This window comes from Tenacibaculum halocynthiae (assembly GCF_964512825.1).
In the GTDB taxonomy this organism is placed as follows: Bacteria; Bacteroidota; Bacteroidia; order Flavobacteriales; family Flavobacteriaceae; genus Polaribacter; species Polaribacter halocynthiae.
In genome coordinates this window covers 44,472-60,099 of sequence record NZ_CAZELG010000044.1, presented here as the reverse complement: position 1 = coordinate 60,099, position 15,628 = coordinate 44,472, and the positions used below count along the sequence as shown (strand labels likewise).

The following is a 15,628-nucleotide window of genomic DNA, read 5'->3' as shown; positions in this document are numbered from 1 at the left end:
GGTATTAAAAACAGAGCTTTTTTATTTACAGTAATGACATTTGTTGATTAGTATCTTCGTTTGGAATTTTTAAATTAATACTTAGTTCTTTGTTTAATTTTTTAATGAAATAAGAAGCTAATAAAGGAGACTCAACTTCTAAATTTTGATGAATAAAAAAGTGAATGTTTTTTAACCCCAAATCTGTCCATTCTTTTAACCTTACTACCCAATCATCTAAACGAGAGTAATCCGATATATGATTTGCACCTACATAACGAATAAATGCTTCATTATTTGTTAAACGCATGTGAAGCATATCTCTCCTTCCTGCTGTATCAACTAATACATTAGCTACATTATTTTCTTCTAATAATTGAGTATACTCTTCAAAAATACTTTTATCAGTATACCAATCTGGATGCCTAACCTCAACTGCTAAAGGAATTTCATTAGGCCAACTTTTAACAAAATTTTCTATCTTAGAAAAGTTTTTAGATCCAAAATTAGAATGCATTTGTAAAAAAACAGTACCTAATTTCTCTTCTAATCGTAGTGCATTGTCTATATAATAATTCACAACTTCTTGTACTCCTTCTAATCGTTTCCAATGGCTAATTTCTTGAGTCAGTTTTGGGAAAAACTTAAAATTACTTGGAGTTTTATCTTTCCACTTAGTAAACTGTTCTCCTGAAAATTGTCGATAAAAAGTTGCATTTAATTCAATTGAATTAAATTGTTTAGAATAATACCCCAATTCATCTTTTGTTCCTTTAGGGTAAAAACCTTTTAAATCTGCTTTATTCCATTTTGCACACCCTACATAAACATTTGGACTATCAGATATTTTATTTTTAGATAACAAATCAATAGTAGCCTTAGTGTTATTAGGCATTGTAAAATCTATTAATTCTGGATGGTCAACTTTTCCAAATTTCATTTATCTCCAATTAATTCTGTTCTAAAATCGTTCATTGAAGTATCATCTTTATACTTTGCATGGTAATATCCTTGCTTCCACCATTTTTTCATTAATTTTTTATCAAAAACTAATGAATTAGTTGTTAAAACAGTAGGTGTATAATAAAGATTTAATTTAACGTCATTATGTTTAGCTGATAATTTACCTATAGTCACATTATGCTTTTCAACATGTTCTAACATAAAATCAAAAACGTTAAGCATTAAAGAAAAAGGATTTTTAGCTGGCATTCTATTTATTTGAGTTACTTCAGTTTCTAAAATAATAGCGTCAATTTCTTTTGCTCCTCTTAAAATAGCTTCTCTAATAGGAACTAAGCAACCAAAGCCTCCATCAGCATATTGGCAAGAATTTTTTTCAAGCAAACTCATAAAAGGCACATAATTACATGATCCCCATATCCAATCACAAAAATCATCATAAGAGCAATCTAAAATAGATTTATATTCTATTTTATTAGCTGTTAAATTAGATATAGTAACAACTACTTCTTTATTTTTCTCTCTAATTTCGTCATACATTTCTTTAGTAACGTTTTTCCTTATTAAACGTCGTAAATTTTTACTTTCTCCAAATGTTTTTCTTCCCTTTAAAAAGTTCCATAAAGTATTTCTATGACGAATTGAAATTACTTTTTCTCCATGAATCGTTTTTATTTTAAAAGGGCTATTACTAAAAATAGATTGTTGATTTACTTTCGTATAAAGTTCTTTTAAAGCATCTACTTTACGCAAAGCTAAATGAGAAACCATTAAACTTCCTGTAGATGTACCTAAAAATAAATCATACTTTTTATTTTTTTCTTTCATCAAATACTCAACTACACCGCCAGCAAATGCTCCTTTACTTCCTCCTCCAGAAATTACTAATGCCTTTTTCATTGATATTTTGCCTATTTTAGTTCTGTAAAAATATTAAAAATGAAACGAATCGAACTCTTTTTTTTAGTCGCAATTATATTTATTTCTTGCAAAAAAGAATACCAACCTAGAAAAATTAATAACGCAGATATTACAACTTTTAAAATAGATAGCTCAAGTATAAGGGCAATAAAAGCTATTGATAATAATAATGTGATTTTTGCTGATTCAAAAGGAAACATAGGTAAAACGGAAGATGGAGGAAAGAATTGGAGTTTTAATAAAATTATTTACAATGATTCTATTACTCCACATTTTAGAAGTATTGCTGCGAATAAAGAAAATATTTTTGCTTTATCTATAGCTAATCCTGCGTTATTATATAAAATTGATGCTAATGAAACTAAAATAGTATATAAAGAAGAACATCCAAAAGTATTTTACGATGCATTACAGTTTTTCCCTGATGGTAAAAACGGAATTGCAGTTGGAGATCCTACAGAAAATTGTCCTTCAATAATTATTACTTCAAATGGAGGAACTACCTGGAATAAAATACCATGCTCAAAACTTCCAGTTTTTGAAGATGGTGAAGCATTTTTTGCTGCTAGTAATACAAATATTAAAATTGTAAACAATACTGTATGGATAGTTTCTGGGGGGAAAAAAGCTCGTGTGTTAAAATCTACAGATAAAGGTAACACTTGGAACATATATGATACGCCTATTGTACAAGGTAATGGGCCACAAGGCATGTATTCTGTTGATTTTTATGATGAATTACATGGAATTACTATTGGTGGAGATTATTCAAATTCAAATGATAATTGTGCTAACAAAGCAATTACCTCAGATGGTGGTAAAACATGGACTCTTGTAGCAGACAACCAAGAACCTAATTATAAAAGCTGCATTCAATACGTTCCTAATTCAAAAGGTAAAGAAATTATAGCAGTAGGAAAAACAGGTATTTCTTTTTCAAATGATGGAGGCCTAAATTGGAAAAAATTAAGCGATGAATCTTTTTATGCTATCCAATTTGTAAATCAAAATACAGCATGGCTATCTGGCCATGAAAAAATGGGAAAACTAATCTTAAAATAATCTTAATATTTTGTTAAACAAAATTTTAAGATTTAAGAAATCAATACATTTAAGAACTAATTCAACTTTAACATAATGAAAAAAATTTTCATACTATTATTCTGCTTGTGTATTTCACACATTAAAGCACAAGAATACTTCCCTACCAATAAAGGGGTTAAAACTACAAAAAGTAGTTTAATCGCCTTAAAAAATGCAACTATCTATGTTACTCCTAAACAAGTTATAAAAAAAGGAACTTTACTTATTAAAGATGGTAAAGTATTAAATGTTGGTAAATCTGTAAGCATACCTAAAGATGCTCAAATTATTAATTTAAATGGAAAATCAATTTACCCTTCATTTATTGATGTATATGCTAATTTTGGTGTAAAAAAAGCAAAAAGAAACAATAACTTTAGCAGGCGTCCACAATATGATGCTAATAGAAAAGGCTATTACTGGAACGATCATATCCGTCCTGACACAGATGCTTTTAATCAATTTAAATATGACAGTAAAAAAGCTAAAGAGCTTTTAAATGCAGGTTTCGGTGTTGTAAACTCACATAGTGATGATGGAATCATGCAAGGAAATGGGGTGTTAATAGCTTTAAATTCTAATAGTTCTGATGCATATAGAATACTGAATAAAAAGTCAGCTAATTATTTATCTTTTTCTAAAAGTAGTAAATCACGTCAATCATATCCAACTTCTCGTATGGGAGCTATGGCTTTATTAAGACAAACTTATTTAGATGCTAATTGGTACGCTAATGGAAATGCAAAAAACTCTGACTTAGCCTTAGAAGCTTTAAATAACAAAAAAGATTTACCTCAAATTTTTAGAGCTGGAGATTACCTCAATAGTTTACGTGCTGACAAAATTGGAGATGAATTTGGTATTCAATACACTATTGTAGGTGGTGGAGACGAATATGAACGCGTTAACGATATAAGAAAGACAAACGCTACATTTATTATACCAATTAACTTTAGAAAAGCGTATGATGTTAGTAACATTGCTTTAGCTAATAAAATAGCTTTAAGTGATATGCGCAAATGGAATCAAGAACCTTCTAACCCAAGCATTTTAGCTAAAAACAATGTTCCCTTTGCCTTAACTACTTATAAACTTAAAAGCATTAAAGGATTTTCTACGAACTTACAAAAAGCTATTTTGTATGGATTAGATAAAACAACAGCTTTAGAAGCTTTAACTACAATACCTTCAAAAATACTTAACAATAACAGCATAGGTAATTTAAATAAAGGAAGTTATGCTAACTTCCTAATTACTTCTGGTGATATTTTTGATTCTAAAACCACACTTTATGAAAATTGGGTGCAAGGAAATAAAAATAGTGTTACTCCTATGGACATTAAAGATATTACTGGTGAATATATGTTATACGCTAATGGTAAAAACTATACCATGACAATTACGGGTAAGGGTACAAAACAAAAAGCTACATTTAAACAAGAAAAAACTAAAATAAATGGTAAATTTTCATTTAAAAATGATTGGATTCAAATTACTTTAAATGACAATGGAAATTTCACTAGGCTTTCTGGTAGAATTACTAACTCAGCAAACCTTATGCAAGGAAATGGAGTTGATAATAATGGTAATGATATAGAATGGTCTGCTTCTAAAAAAGTAAAGAAGGAAGAGAAAAAGAAAGAAGGAAAAAAGAAGAAAGATAAAAAAACCAATGAAGTAGTTTCTATTAGTTATCCTAATATTGGTTATGGAAACTATAACATACCACAACAAGAGTCTATTTTAATTAAAAACACTACTGTTTGGACTTCTGATAATCAAAAAGTATTAAATAATACTGATGTTTTAATTTCTAATGGAAAAATAACTAAAATTGGTACTAATATTAATTCTAGAAATACCAAAGTAATTGATGGAACAGGTAAGTATTTAACAGCAGGAATTATAGATGAACATTCTCATATCGCTGCTTCTGCAATAAATGAAGCAGGACACAATTCATCTGCCGAAGTTACGATTGAAGATGTTGTTGATCCTAGTGATGTTAATATTTATAGAAACATAGCAGGTGGTGTAACATCAATTCAAATATTACACGGTTCTGCAAACCCTATTGGCGGACGTTCTGCAATATTAAAATTAAAATGGGGAGAGAATGCAGATGGATTAATTTACAAAAATTCTCCAAAATTCATCAAGTTTGCCTTAGGTGAAAATGTAAAGCAATCCAATTGGGGAGATAATAACACTGTTAGATTTCCTCAAACACGAATGGGAGTTGAACAAGTTTATATTGATTATTTTCAAAGAGCTAAAGAATATGATACTAAAAAGAAAAGTGGAAAGCCTTACCGTAAGGATATTGAGTTAGAAACATTAGCCGAAATTATTAATAAAAAACGTTTTATCTCTTGTCATTCATATGTACAATCAGAAATAAATATGTTAATGAAAGTTGCAGAAAAATTCAATTTTAACATTAATACGTTTACACATATTTTAGAAGGATATAAAGTTGCTGATAAAATGAAAAAACATGGTGTTGGTGGTTCTACTTTTTCTGACTGGTGGGCATATAAATATGAAGTTAACGATGCAATTCCTTACAATGCAGCAATAATGCATAAACAAGGTATTACAGTTGCAATTAACTCTGATGATGCAGAAATGTCAAGAAGGTTAAATCAAGAAGCTGCAAAAACTATCAAATACGGAGGTATGACTGAACAAGAAGCTTGGAGCATGATTACCATTAACCCTGCTAAATTATTACATTTAGATGATCGAACTGGAAGTATTAAAGTAGGAAAAGATGCCGATGTGGTATTGTGGAGTGATAATCCTTTATCTATTTATGCTAAAGCTGAAAAAACAATTATTGACGGAGCTATTTATTTTGACATTAAACAAGACCTAGCAAAACGTAATGCTATAAAAGCAGAGCGCTCTAAACTTATTAATATGATGTTAAAAGAAAAAATTAAAGGAGCTAAAACACAAGCCCCAGTTAAAAAAACTAAAAAATTATTTCACTGTGATACTGAATAAGAATTTTAAAAGACAACTCATGAAAAACACCATTTTATATAGTTTAGTTTATTTCTTATTCATAGGGAATATACTTGCTCAACAAACTCCGTCTCCTAAACAAACAAATGACTACTCTATAGAAGGTGCTACAGCTCATTTAGGAAATGGACAAATAATAGAAAACTCATTAATTATGTTTTCTAAAGGAAAAATTTCTTTTGTTGGTAGTGCCAATACAAGAATAGCTAGAGCAGGAACAGTAATTAATGCAAAAGGAAAACATGTATACCCTGGCTTTATTGCTGCAAATAGTTCGTTAGGATTAGCTGAAATTGATGCTGTACGTGCTACTAAAGATTACGACGAAGTTGGTAGTATGCTACCACATATAAGAACTATCATAGCGTATAATACGGAAAGTAAAGTTATAGAAACCATGCGTCCAAATGGAGTTTTAATGGCACAAATTACTCCGAGAGGTGGTAGTATATCTGGTACATCGTCAGTAGTACAATTTGATGCATGGAATTGGGAAGATGCGAGCATTAAAACTGATGACGCTATCCATTTAAATTGGCCTAGTAATTTTAGTAGAGGTCGTTGGTGGTTAGGAGAAGATCCTGCTTTAAAACCAAATAAAAATTATGTAAAAAACATTACAAAAATTAAAGAATATTTTTTTAAAGCAAAAAGGTATTTAAACAGTAAAAAAACTAATAAAAACTTACCTTATGAAGCCCTTAAAAATGTATTTAAAGGAACACAGAAAGTTTTTATTCATGTAAACGGTAAAAATAGAATAACTGATGCTATTAATTTATTTCATGAACTTACTATAAAAAACATAGTTATCGTTGGGGGCGCTGAAGCTGAAAAAGTAGCTCCTTTATTAAAATCGAATAATATTCCAGTTGTTATAGAAAGAGCACATCGTTTACCTTCAAGTGAAGACGAAGATTATGATTTACCTTTTCGTTCTGCTAAAACGTTAACTGATGCTGGTTTATTAGTAGGTTTAGGAATGAATGGTAGTATGGAACGCATGAGTACAAGAAATTTGCCTTTTTATGCTGGTACTTATGCTGCTTACGGATTAACAAAAGAACAAGCTTTACAATTAATTACATTAAATAATGCTAAAATTCTAGGCATTGACAAATTTACTGGTAGTTTAGAAGTTGGTAAAGATGCTACATTATTTATCTCAGAAGGTGATGCATTAGACATGAGAGGAAATATACTCTTAAATGCATTTATTCAAGGAAGAAAGTTAAGTTTGGAAACACATCAAACAAAACTTTGGAAACGCTATACGAATAAATATAAAAATTAACTATTGTCCCTCCCCTTAAAAACGCTATTCCTTAAAAAGAATAGCGTTTTTTTTTATAAAACATAATAGTATTTTTGCAAAATGAAAATAATTAGTAGTATACAGAATTCATACATAAAAGATCTATTAAAATTACAAGATAAATCACGTGAACGAAAGAAAAAAGGGCTTTTTTTAGTAGAAGGCCAACGTGAAATTTCTTTAGTTCTTAAAGGAAATTATGAAATAGACTCTATTTTATTTGTAGCTGAAGTTTTTTCTAAAGAAAAAGCTATACTATTAAATATACCTACTTCAAAATATATAGAAATAACAAAAGAGGTATATCAAAAACTAGCTTATAGAGATTCTACTGAAGGAGTAATCGCAGTAGTAAAAACAAAAGAGTTTAAGTTAGATAACATTGAATTTAACACTCCTACTCCACTTATTTTAGTACTGGAAGGAATTGAAAAACCTGGAAATTTAGGAGCAATGTTACGAACTGCAGATGCCGCAAAATTAGACGCTGTTTTTATAGCTAATCCTAAAACTGATATGTTTAATCCAAATATTATTCGATCTAGTGTAGGGTGTTTATTTACAAATCAAATAGCGGTTGGTAGCTCTGAAGATGTTTCTAATTTTTTGAAGAATAAAAACATACATATTTATAGCGCTACTCTTCAAAATTCAAATGAGTATCATAAAAATGATTATACCAAACCTACAGCCATAGCTGTTGGAACCGAAGCAACAGGACTTACTCAAATTTGGAGAGACGTAGCAACTCAAAATATTAACATCCCAATGCAAGGAGAAATAGACTCTATGAATGTATCTGTAGCAGCTGCTATATTAACTTTTGAGGCCAAAAGGCAAAGAGAATTTAAAATTTAAATATAAAAACTATCTTATGGGTATTTTTTACATAAGTTATAATCATAAAAATCAAGATTAAATAATTGTAGTTGTATTTAATTTTAAAACAATTATACTACTATTGTGTAATGGAAAAGCTTCCTATTCATATAAAATTTAATAATCAACAAAATCCTAATTCGGAATTTGATATACTTCAACTTGAAGATTTATTTAAAAGAGAAGATTTAGACAATTCAATTAGAGAATTACAAATAGTTGAATTTTATATGATAGTTCTAGTACAACAAGATTCAGGAAAACACACCATAGATTTTACAGATTATGATTATCAAAAAGGAACTTTACTAACTATTAGAAAAGATCAAATTCATAAATTCCATGTTAATGAAAATGTAAAAGGTAATTTACTTCTCTTTACAGATAATTTTCTGGTAACTTATCTTGAAGAAATAGAGAATCAAAAAACTATACAGCTCTTTAATGAATTATTAGGTAATCCTAAAATACAATTAACAGAGAAGGAATTGAATGATATTAACGAAATTATTTTAAAAATTCAGAATGAATATTTATCTATTAGCGATAGTTATTCTTTAAGCATTATTAGAAGTTTACTTCATATTCTTATCACTCAATTATATAGAATAAAATCAAAAAACAACCAGATAGTCAAAAATAAAAAATACTTAAATGATTTTATTCTACTACAAAAATTAGTAGAAAAAAGTGTGATAAAACATTCTAAAGTTAACTATTATGCTCAAGAGATGGCCATCTCTACAAAAACCTTAAATACTATCACAAAAAGTATTGTTAATCAATCTGCCAAAAAATTCATTGATAATATCTACATTAAACAAATCAAACGTTTATTATTAAACACTGAATACCCTATAAAAAAAGTAGCTTATCTTTCTGGATTTGAAGAAAGTACAAATTTCTACAAATACTTTAAACGTAAAACTAACCTATCACCTGATCTCTTTAGAAGTAAAAACAAGTAACTTTCCCATTTTTACAGTTTTTAGAAGTTTTTCTATAGCTTCTTAACAACGAAGTCATCTCATCTTTGCAATCAATTATTAACTATAAATAATTATACAAAATGAGAACTATATCTATAATTTTATCTACTATTTTCTTAGTACTTATAATTGGTTGCAATACAGTTAAAGAATCAAATTCAAATTCTAAAAAAACAAAAAAAATGGAGAGTAAAAATTTAAAAAACACAGCAAAAAAAGCTCAAGAAGCTTTTTTTAGTACCTATAATGAAGAAGGTATTAAAAAATATTTTTCAAAAAATTACATTCAACATAACCCTAATATTCCTACTGGTATTGAGCCTGTACTCGAGTTTTTACCGATACTAAAAAAAGCAGGTACTACCAGTAAAACACATCGTATGCTACAAGACAACAACTATATTGTAATGCATAATACTTATAATAATGCTGAAGCTTTTGGTGCCAAAGAAGTAGTTACTTTTGATGTTTGGAAAATAGATGAGGAAAAAGTTACCGAACATTGGGATGCGGTGTCTCCTATTGTTAAAACAACAACAAGTGGAAGAAGTCAATTTGATGGAATGACTAAAATTACCGACCTAAATAAAACTCAGGATAACAAAAAAATTGTAGAAAATTTTATTAATGATGTTTTATTTGGTAATAATCCTAATAAAATAACTAACTATATTAGTACTGAAAAATACTATCAACATAATACAAATATTGCAGACGGATTAGACGGACTTGGAAAAGCTATTGATTATTTAGTTTCTCAAAATGACATGTTTGTATACAAGAAAGTTCATAAAATTTTAGGTGAAGGTAATTTTGTGTTAACTATAAGTGAAGGAGAATGGCATAATAAACCTCATGCCTTTTATGATTTATTCAGGTTAGAAAATGCTAAAATTGTTGAGCACTGGGATGTTATTCAAGAGATTCCAAAAAAAATGGCTCATAATAATGGTATGTTTTAATTTTTCCGAAGCTTATAAACCATCTAAGGGTTTATAAGTTTCTTTTTTTTATAAAAAAACAGAAAGTAACTTTTAATTAAAATTACAAAAAATAGTGTCTAGTAATCAAAAAAACATATCATAATTTGTACTTTTTAATGTAAGTTTGTCTAGTAAAATTTGAAACTACCTATGACAACTTTATTAATAAACATCAAGGAATTAATACAGATACGTGAAAACAGTGTAAAAAAAGTAGCAGGTAAAGACATGAATGTTTTACCTACTTTAAAAAATGCTTTCTTACTTATTGAAAATGACATTATTATTGATTATGGAAGCATGGAAAACATTCCTTCTTCTACAGATAATATTATTGATTGTGAAGGAAAAATGATTTTACCAACTTGGTGTGATTCACATACTCACATTGTATATGCAGGTAATCGAGAACAAGAATTTGTTGATAGAATTAATGGTTTAAGCTACGAAGAAATAGCCAATAATGGTGGAGGTATTTTAAATTCTGCTAAAAAACTACAATCTACTTCAGAAGAAGACCTTTACAAACAATCTTCAAAACGTTTAGAAGAAGTTATCGCTTTAGGTACTGGAGCTGTTGAAATAAAATCTGGCTACGGATTAACAGTTGATGCTGAGCTAAAGATGCTTCGTGTAATTAAAAAATTAAAGGAAAATTATAAACTACCTATTAAAGCTACCTTTTTAGGCGCTCATGCTTTTCCATCAGAATATAAAAACAATAAAGAAGGATACATTAATTTAATTATTAATGAGATGTTACCTAAAATTGCTGAAGAAAACTTAGCTGAATTTGTTGATGCTTTTTGTGAAACTGGTTATTTCTCAGTTGAAGATACCGATAGAGTTTTAACTGCTGCAAAAATATACGGATTAACCCCTAAAGTACATGTTAATCAATTTACAACAATAGGTGGTGTAGCAATGAGTGTAAAACAGAATGCAATATCTGTTGACCACTTAGAGGTAATGAATAATAAAGATATTGAAGCTCTTCAAGGATCAGAAACAATGCCAGTAGCACTACCTTCATGTTCTTATTTTTTAAGTATTCCTTATACACCAGCTCGTGATATTATAAATGCCAATCTTCCATTAGCTTTAGCTACTGATTTTAATCCAGGATCAACACCTTCTGGAAACATGAATTTTGTTGTAGCTACAGCATGTATTAAAATGAAAATGACTCCGGAAGAGGCTATTAATGCAGCAACTATTAATGGTGCTTACGCTATGAATTTAGCAGATAAAGTAGGAAGTATTACTAAAGGTAAAAAAGCAAACTTTATTATTACTAAAGAAATTCCTTCATATGGTTTTATACCTTATAGCTTCGGTTCTAACTTAATCGATTCTGTATATATTAACGGTGAAAAAATATAAAAATGTTACATCTTTTTACACAACAAGCAATTGCTAATTTCACTAATACTAGAAATGGTGAAACTAAACTAGGAGAATGTGTTTCAGTAATTAATTCAAAAAAAACATTAAGAGATGAATTAAATGATTCACCAACAAATTTTGTTATTCTTGGTATACCAGAAGATATTGGTGTTCGTATGAATGGTGGTAATGGTGGTGCACATACATCGTTTATTCCTGCAATAAAAGCTTTTTTAAACACTCAGCAAAATCAATTTATTGACGGAAATAAAATACTCGTTTTAGGATATTTAGATTGCTTAGATGATGTCATAAATTTTGATAGCGATGATAGAGAAAAAGGTGATTTACTAGTTAAAAAAATTGACAAAGAAGTATCTAACATTGTACAGTTAATTATTGAATGTGGTAAGACACCTATTATAATTGGAGGTGGCCATAACAATGCATTTGGGAATATCAAAGGACTGTCAGAAGCTAGTAAACAAGCTGTAAATGTTATTAATTTAGATGCACACACTGATTTACGCCGTTTAGAAGAACGTCACAGTGGTAATGGTTTTTCATATGCTTTACACGAAAACTATCTCGATAAATATTTTATGTTTGGTTTGCATGAAAACTATACTCCTCAATATGTTTTTGACATGATCCATAATAACATGAAACTAGAGTATAATACTTTTGAAGAATTAGAAGTATACGCTATTGCTAATTTTAAAAATGAATTACAACGAGCTAAAAATTTTATTGACAATAAACCTTTTGGTATTGAAATAGATTTAGATTGCGTTCAACATTTTCCTAGTAGTGCCATGACGCCTACTGGTTTTACACCTCAGCAAACAAGGCAGTTTGTTTATAGTTTTGCTAAAAACAATAATGCTTCTTATATTCATATATGTGAAGGTGCACCTAGCGTTAAAAACGAGCCTACAGCTGCTGTACAAGTTGGTAAATTTATTAGTTATTTAATTTCAGACTTTATAAAGGCAAAAGAAAATTAATTAACTTTTATAATCAATGTCGTTTTTTTACTATACTATCTTTTATTGCTAAATTATTTTTGACTCATGGAAAAAATTATAATAGCACAAATAACAGTAAAAGAAAATCAAATAGTTACCTTTTTAAAACTAGCTAGTGAAATGGTAAAAACAAGCAATCAAGAAGAAGGATGTATTACCTATCAATTATTAAATGACGTTTATAATAAAAGTAGCTTTTTATTTTATGAGAAATATCAAAATGAAAAAGCAGTAAAACTACACAATACATCTTTTCATTTTAATGCTTTTTTAAATGATATTTCTTCTTTACTAAGTAAAGAGCCTATCATTAATATTTATTAAAAATTAACGTGAATAAAAAGTATTACAAACCATCAAAAAACCTATCATCTTATGTTGATAGGTATTTTATTTGTAAACAATTTGAAAAGCTTCCTTTAATTTTACCTGGTACAGGATTAGAATTACTTTTTCACATAAACGAATCATTCAATATTAATAACCAAACTTTAAGTGAAGCACATATTCTTTGCCCCAGAGAACACTTAAAAATAAATACTAATTCTAAGGTAAATTACATTGCTGTAAGATTTAAAAGTGGTGCATTTAGGCACTTTAGTCCTTTAGGGCACACAGAAATTATAAATAGTTATTTATCGGTTGAAGATTTATGGAAAAACTCTGGTAAAACACTTATAAGTAAACTACAAGAAACATCAGAAATTAATGATAAAATACAATTGATTGAACAATTTTTAATATCAAAATTATCAAAATATCAAATTAAGGAAACTACTAATTGGGATGGAGTTATTACTTCTTTATATAAAAACTTCAACACTATTAATTTGCAAGAATTAGCTTGCAATACCAATTTAAGTTATCGTCAATTTGAACGAAATTTCAAACAACATTTTGGCATAACTTCAAAAAAGTTTCAACGTATTACTCGATTACAAAACACTGTTAAACAAGTTCTTTTAAGTAAAAACACTCATTATTTACACATAGCCTTAGATAATGGGTATTATGATCAAAGTCATTTTATAAAAGATTTCTTTTTACTTTCTGGAACTAAACCTTCCAACTACTTTACTATGGATAATTTTGACAACCATTTTTATTATGAATCTCTTGTGTAATATTTTGCTTTTATACTCAAAAAATCTAAGTATGAGTAAAAATCATTATTTATGAATCTGAAATTAAACTCTTAAACTGCAAGTTTTTTACTCAATCCATTTTCTAAACTCACTTGTAACTGATGCGCTTGTAATTAAATGTTGTTTGTATTTTTTAATTGAAATTGCCAACCTATCTCCAAAGTAAGGTTCTATTTTCTCAATAAAATTGATGTTTACAATTTCTCCCCGATTAATTTGGAAAAACTCTTTTGGATTTAACTCTTTTATTAAATCAGATAATTTATAACGAAATTCATTTTCTTTTCCGTTTTCATCAATTGCAATACATTTACCTGAATTAGATAAAATTGCTCCAGTATTTTTTGTGCTTAAAATTTTTAATTCTGTTTTAGTTTTTACAATAATACGTTCTTTGTAATTATTGTTCAATCCATGAATAGCTTCAGATATTTTCGTCCAATCAACTTCTTTACTTTGTAAATTACTAAACTTTTCCATTGCTTTGCAAAACTTATTATAACTTATAGGTTTTAATAAATAAGCTATTCCGTTTACATCAAAAGCATCTTGGTAAAAAGTATTATAGGCAGTTGTAAAAATAATTGGACATTTAATAATACTTGTTTTCAATAAAGAAAATACATTTCCATCTAACAACTCAATATCAGAAAACACTAAATCAACTTGATCATTGGTTTTATACCAATTCTCTACTTCCTCTTTACTTTGTAACGAAGTTACAATTTCAATTTTGTCATTGAATCTAAGAATATGATCAGTAATAATTTCGATATTAATAGCTTCGTCTTCAATAATTAATACTTTCATACTTCAGGAATTAGTGGTATTTTAACAGTAAATTCATTGTCAGTTTCTGTAAAAATAACGTTTTTGTTAAAATTTAGTTGGTATTGACGTTTTAAATAATCATTTCCTGTTCCTGTCCCGATTGTAAAATCTACTTTATTAAGTTTATTTTTTATTACAATTCTATTTTCTTTTAATGAAAGATAAATCAATAGTGGATTTTTTTCACTTGCTTTATTATGTTTTATTGCATTTTCAACACACAACTGTAAGGAACACGGAATAATAAAACCATCAGTATTTTCTATACTATTTTCAATTTGATAAGTATTTCCAAAACGTTTTTCCATTAAATTCATATAGCTAATTAAGAATGACAACTCATCTTTCAACTCAACCAATTGTTTTTTTCCATGATTTAAATAATAACGATACACATCCGAAAAATCATCAATAAAACCTTCTATTTGTTCTGGATTTTTTCTTACCAATCCTGATAAAACGCTTAAGTTATTAAATAAAAAATGTGGTTCTAGATTCTTTTGCAGCATTTGCGATTGTAATACTGCCTTTTCTTTTTCTGTTTGTTCTAATTCTAGTGTTGCTTTTTGAGATTGTCTGAAATATAAAAATGCTGAAGTAAGTGCAAAAATATCAACAAGTATAAAAGCAACGGACATTGTATTTATAAATCTAATTATAAAATTATACTCTTTACTATTCATTACAATACCTAAAAGAACATAATCAATAATAACTCCCACAGCAACAAATAATAAAAACGATAAAATATAAACCTTTACAAATTTTAAAATTGTATTTGTTTTATCTATTTTATTAATAACTTTCCATGAAACAATTACAGAAATTAACGAAACTAAAGAGAATAGAAAAACAGAAATGTGATCGAAATAGTCATAAAAATCAATATCGCTATTAACTCGCACATTATGTAATAAATAAATTTTACCAGAATTACCAAATAACAATAATACTATGACTACTAAAACTTGTTTTATATTTATTTTTTGATTGAAAATCTTCACTTCTTTAGAATTTTTAGAATTACAAAATACATTTTTAGTTTAAAATTAAGCTCTTAAAAAATATTTAATTGCTTAAATCGCTTTATTGTAAG

Annotated in this window: 14 protein-coding genes; 10 read left to right on the top strand and 4 right to left on the bottom strand. The window is 28.0% G+C overall.

Going from position 1 to position 15,628, the window contains the following annotated elements:
- Positions 1-25 precede the first annotated feature (25 nt).
- Positions 26-919 carry a DUF72 domain-containing protein gene (locus ACKTTQ_RS17745; protein ID WP_299136001.1) on the bottom strand — a complete coding sequence of 298 codons (894 nt, stop codon included), beginning with the start codon at positions 917-919 and terminating at the stop codon, positions 26-28.
- Positions 916-1,842, bottom strand: coding sequence for a patatin-like phospholipase family protein (locus ACKTTQ_RS17740; RefSeq protein ID WP_093870883.1), 927 nt, complete (start codon positions 1,840-1,842; stop codon positions 916-918). Before ACKTTQ_RS17740 ends, ACKTTQ_RS17745 begins: the two co-directional genes overlap by 4 nt.
- 39 nt (positions 1,843-1,881) lie before the next feature.
- On the opposite strand from ACKTTQ_RS17740, the gene ACKTTQ_RS17735 reads away from it, so the two are divergent.
- From ACKTTQ_RS17735 to ACKTTQ_RS17690, 10 genes are all read left to right on the top strand, one after another.
- A complete protein-coding gene (locus ACKTTQ_RS17735) occupies positions 1,882-2,925 on the top strand; it encodes a WD40/YVTN/BNR-like repeat-containing protein (protein WP_299136002.1) in 1,044 nt (347 codons plus the stop codon).
- Positions 2,926-3,000: 75 nt separating this feature from the next.
- Positions 3,001-5,955 carry an amidohydrolase family protein gene (locus ACKTTQ_RS17730; RefSeq protein ID WP_408049967.1) on the top strand — a complete coding sequence of 985 codons (2,955 nt, stop codon included), beginning with the start codon at positions 3,001-3,003 and terminating at the stop codon, positions 5,953-5,955.
- Between the two features lie 19 nt (positions 5,956-5,974).
- On the top strand, positions 5,975-7,270 hold the full coding sequence (locus tag ACKTTQ_RS17725; protein WP_408049966.1) for an amidohydrolase family protein: 1,296 nt from the start codon (positions 5,975-5,977) through the stop codon (positions 7,268-7,270).
- An 81-nt stretch (positions 7,271-7,351) separates the two neighbouring features.
- Positions 7,352-8,149 (top strand): TrmH family RNA methyltransferase, encoded by a 798-nt coding sequence (locus tag ACKTTQ_RS17720; RefSeq protein WP_113785351.1) that lies wholly within the window; start codon positions 7,352-7,354, stop codon positions 8,147-8,149.
- 110 nt (positions 8,150-8,259) lie between these two features.
- Positions 8,260-9,138 (top strand): AraC family transcriptional regulator, encoded by an 879-nt coding sequence (locus ACKTTQ_RS17715; RefSeq protein WP_299136005.1) that lies wholly within the window; start codon positions 8,260-8,262, stop codon positions 9,136-9,138.
- A 101-nt stretch (positions 9,139-9,239) separates the two neighbouring features.
- Entirely contained in the window at positions 9,240-10,121 is an 882-nt protein-coding gene (locus ACKTTQ_RS17710; RefSeq protein ID WP_408049965.1) for a hypothetical protein, read from the top strand.
- A 171-nt stretch (positions 10,122-10,292) separates the two neighbouring features.
- Positions 10,293-11,525: an imidazolonepropionase gene (hutI, locus tag ACKTTQ_RS17705; RefSeq protein WP_408049964.1), complete on the top strand. Its 1,233-nt coding sequence runs from the start codon at positions 10,293-10,295 to the stop codon at positions 11,523-11,525.
- Between the two features lie 2 nt (positions 11,526-11,527).
- Positions 11,528-12,535 (top strand): formimidoylglutamase, encoded by a 1,008-nt coding sequence (locus ACKTTQ_RS17700; protein WP_408049963.1) that lies wholly within the window; start codon positions 11,528-11,530, stop codon positions 12,533-12,535.
- Positions 12,536-12,601: 66 nt separating this feature from the next.
- Entirely contained in the window at positions 12,602-12,880 is a 279-nt protein-coding gene (locus ACKTTQ_RS17695; protein WP_408049962.1) for a putative quinol monooxygenase, read from the top strand.
- An 8-nt stretch (positions 12,881-12,888) separates the two neighbouring features.
- Positions 12,889-13,680, top strand: coding sequence for a helix-turn-helix domain-containing protein (locus ACKTTQ_RS17690; protein WP_408049961.1), 792 nt, complete (start codon positions 12,889-12,891; stop codon positions 13,678-13,680).
- 87 nt (positions 13,681-13,767) lie between these two features.
- On the opposite strand, the gene ACKTTQ_RS17685 is transcribed toward ACKTTQ_RS17690, so the two are convergent.
- Positions 13,768-14,511 (bottom strand): LytR/AlgR family response regulator transcription factor, encoded by a 744-nt coding sequence (locus tag ACKTTQ_RS17685; RefSeq protein WP_408049960.1) that lies wholly within the window; start codon positions 14,509-14,511, stop codon positions 13,768-13,770.
- A complete protein-coding gene (locus ACKTTQ_RS17680; protein WP_408049959.1) occupies positions 14,508-15,536 on the bottom strand; it encodes a sensor histidine kinase in 1,029 nt (342 codons plus the stop codon). Before ACKTTQ_RS17680 ends, ACKTTQ_RS17685 begins: the two co-directional genes overlap by 4 nt.
- Positions 15,537-15,628: the final 92 nt, after the last annotated feature.

Bases quoted from the DNA above. Each gene is read 5' to 3' on its own strand.
- ACKTTQ_RS17720 (WP_113785351.1), top strand. From the start codon at position 7,352: ATGAAAATAATTAGTAGTATACAGAATTCATACATAAAAGATCTATTA.
- ACKTTQ_RS17710 (WP_408049965.1), top strand. From the start codon at position 9,240: ATGAGAACTATATCTATAATTTTATCTACTATTTTCTTAGTACTTATA.
- ACKTTQ_RS17745 (WP_299136001.1), bottom strand. From the start codon at position 919: ATGAAATTTGGAAAAGTTGACCATCCAGAATTAATAGATTTTACAATG.
- ACKTTQ_RS17735 (WP_299136002.1), top strand. From the start codon at position 1,882: ATGAAACGAATCGAACTCTTTTTTTTAGTCGCAATTATATTTATTTCT.
- ACKTTQ_RS17725 (WP_408049966.1), top strand. From the start codon at position 5,975: ATGAAAAACACCATTTTATATAGTTTAGTTTATTTCTTATTCATAGGG.
- ACKTTQ_RS17695 (WP_408049962.1), top strand. From the start codon at position 12,602: ATGGAAAAAATTATAATAGCACAAATAACAGTAAAAGAAAATCAAATA.
- ACKTTQ_RS17730 (WP_408049967.1), top strand. From the start codon at position 3,001: ATGAAAAAAATTTTCATACTATTATTCTGCTTGTGTATTTCACACATT.
- hutI (WP_408049964.1), top strand. From the start codon at position 10,293: ATGACAACTTTATTAATAAACATCAAGGAATTAATACAGATACGTGAA.
- ACKTTQ_RS17740 (WP_093870883.1), bottom strand. From the start codon at position 1,842: ATGAAAAAGGCATTAGTAATTTCTGGAGGAGGAAGTAAAGGAGCATTT.
- ACKTTQ_RS17715 (WP_299136005.1), top strand. From the start codon at position 8,260: ATGGAAAAGCTTCCTATTCATATAAAATTTAATAATCAACAAAATCCT.
- ACKTTQ_RS17700 (WP_408049963.1), top strand. From the start codon at position 11,528: ATGTTACATCTTTTTACACAACAAGCAATTGCTAATTTCACTAATACT.
- ACKTTQ_RS17685 (WP_408049960.1), bottom strand. From the start codon at position 14,511: ATGAAAGTATTAATTATTGAAGACGAAGCTATTAATATCGAAATTATT.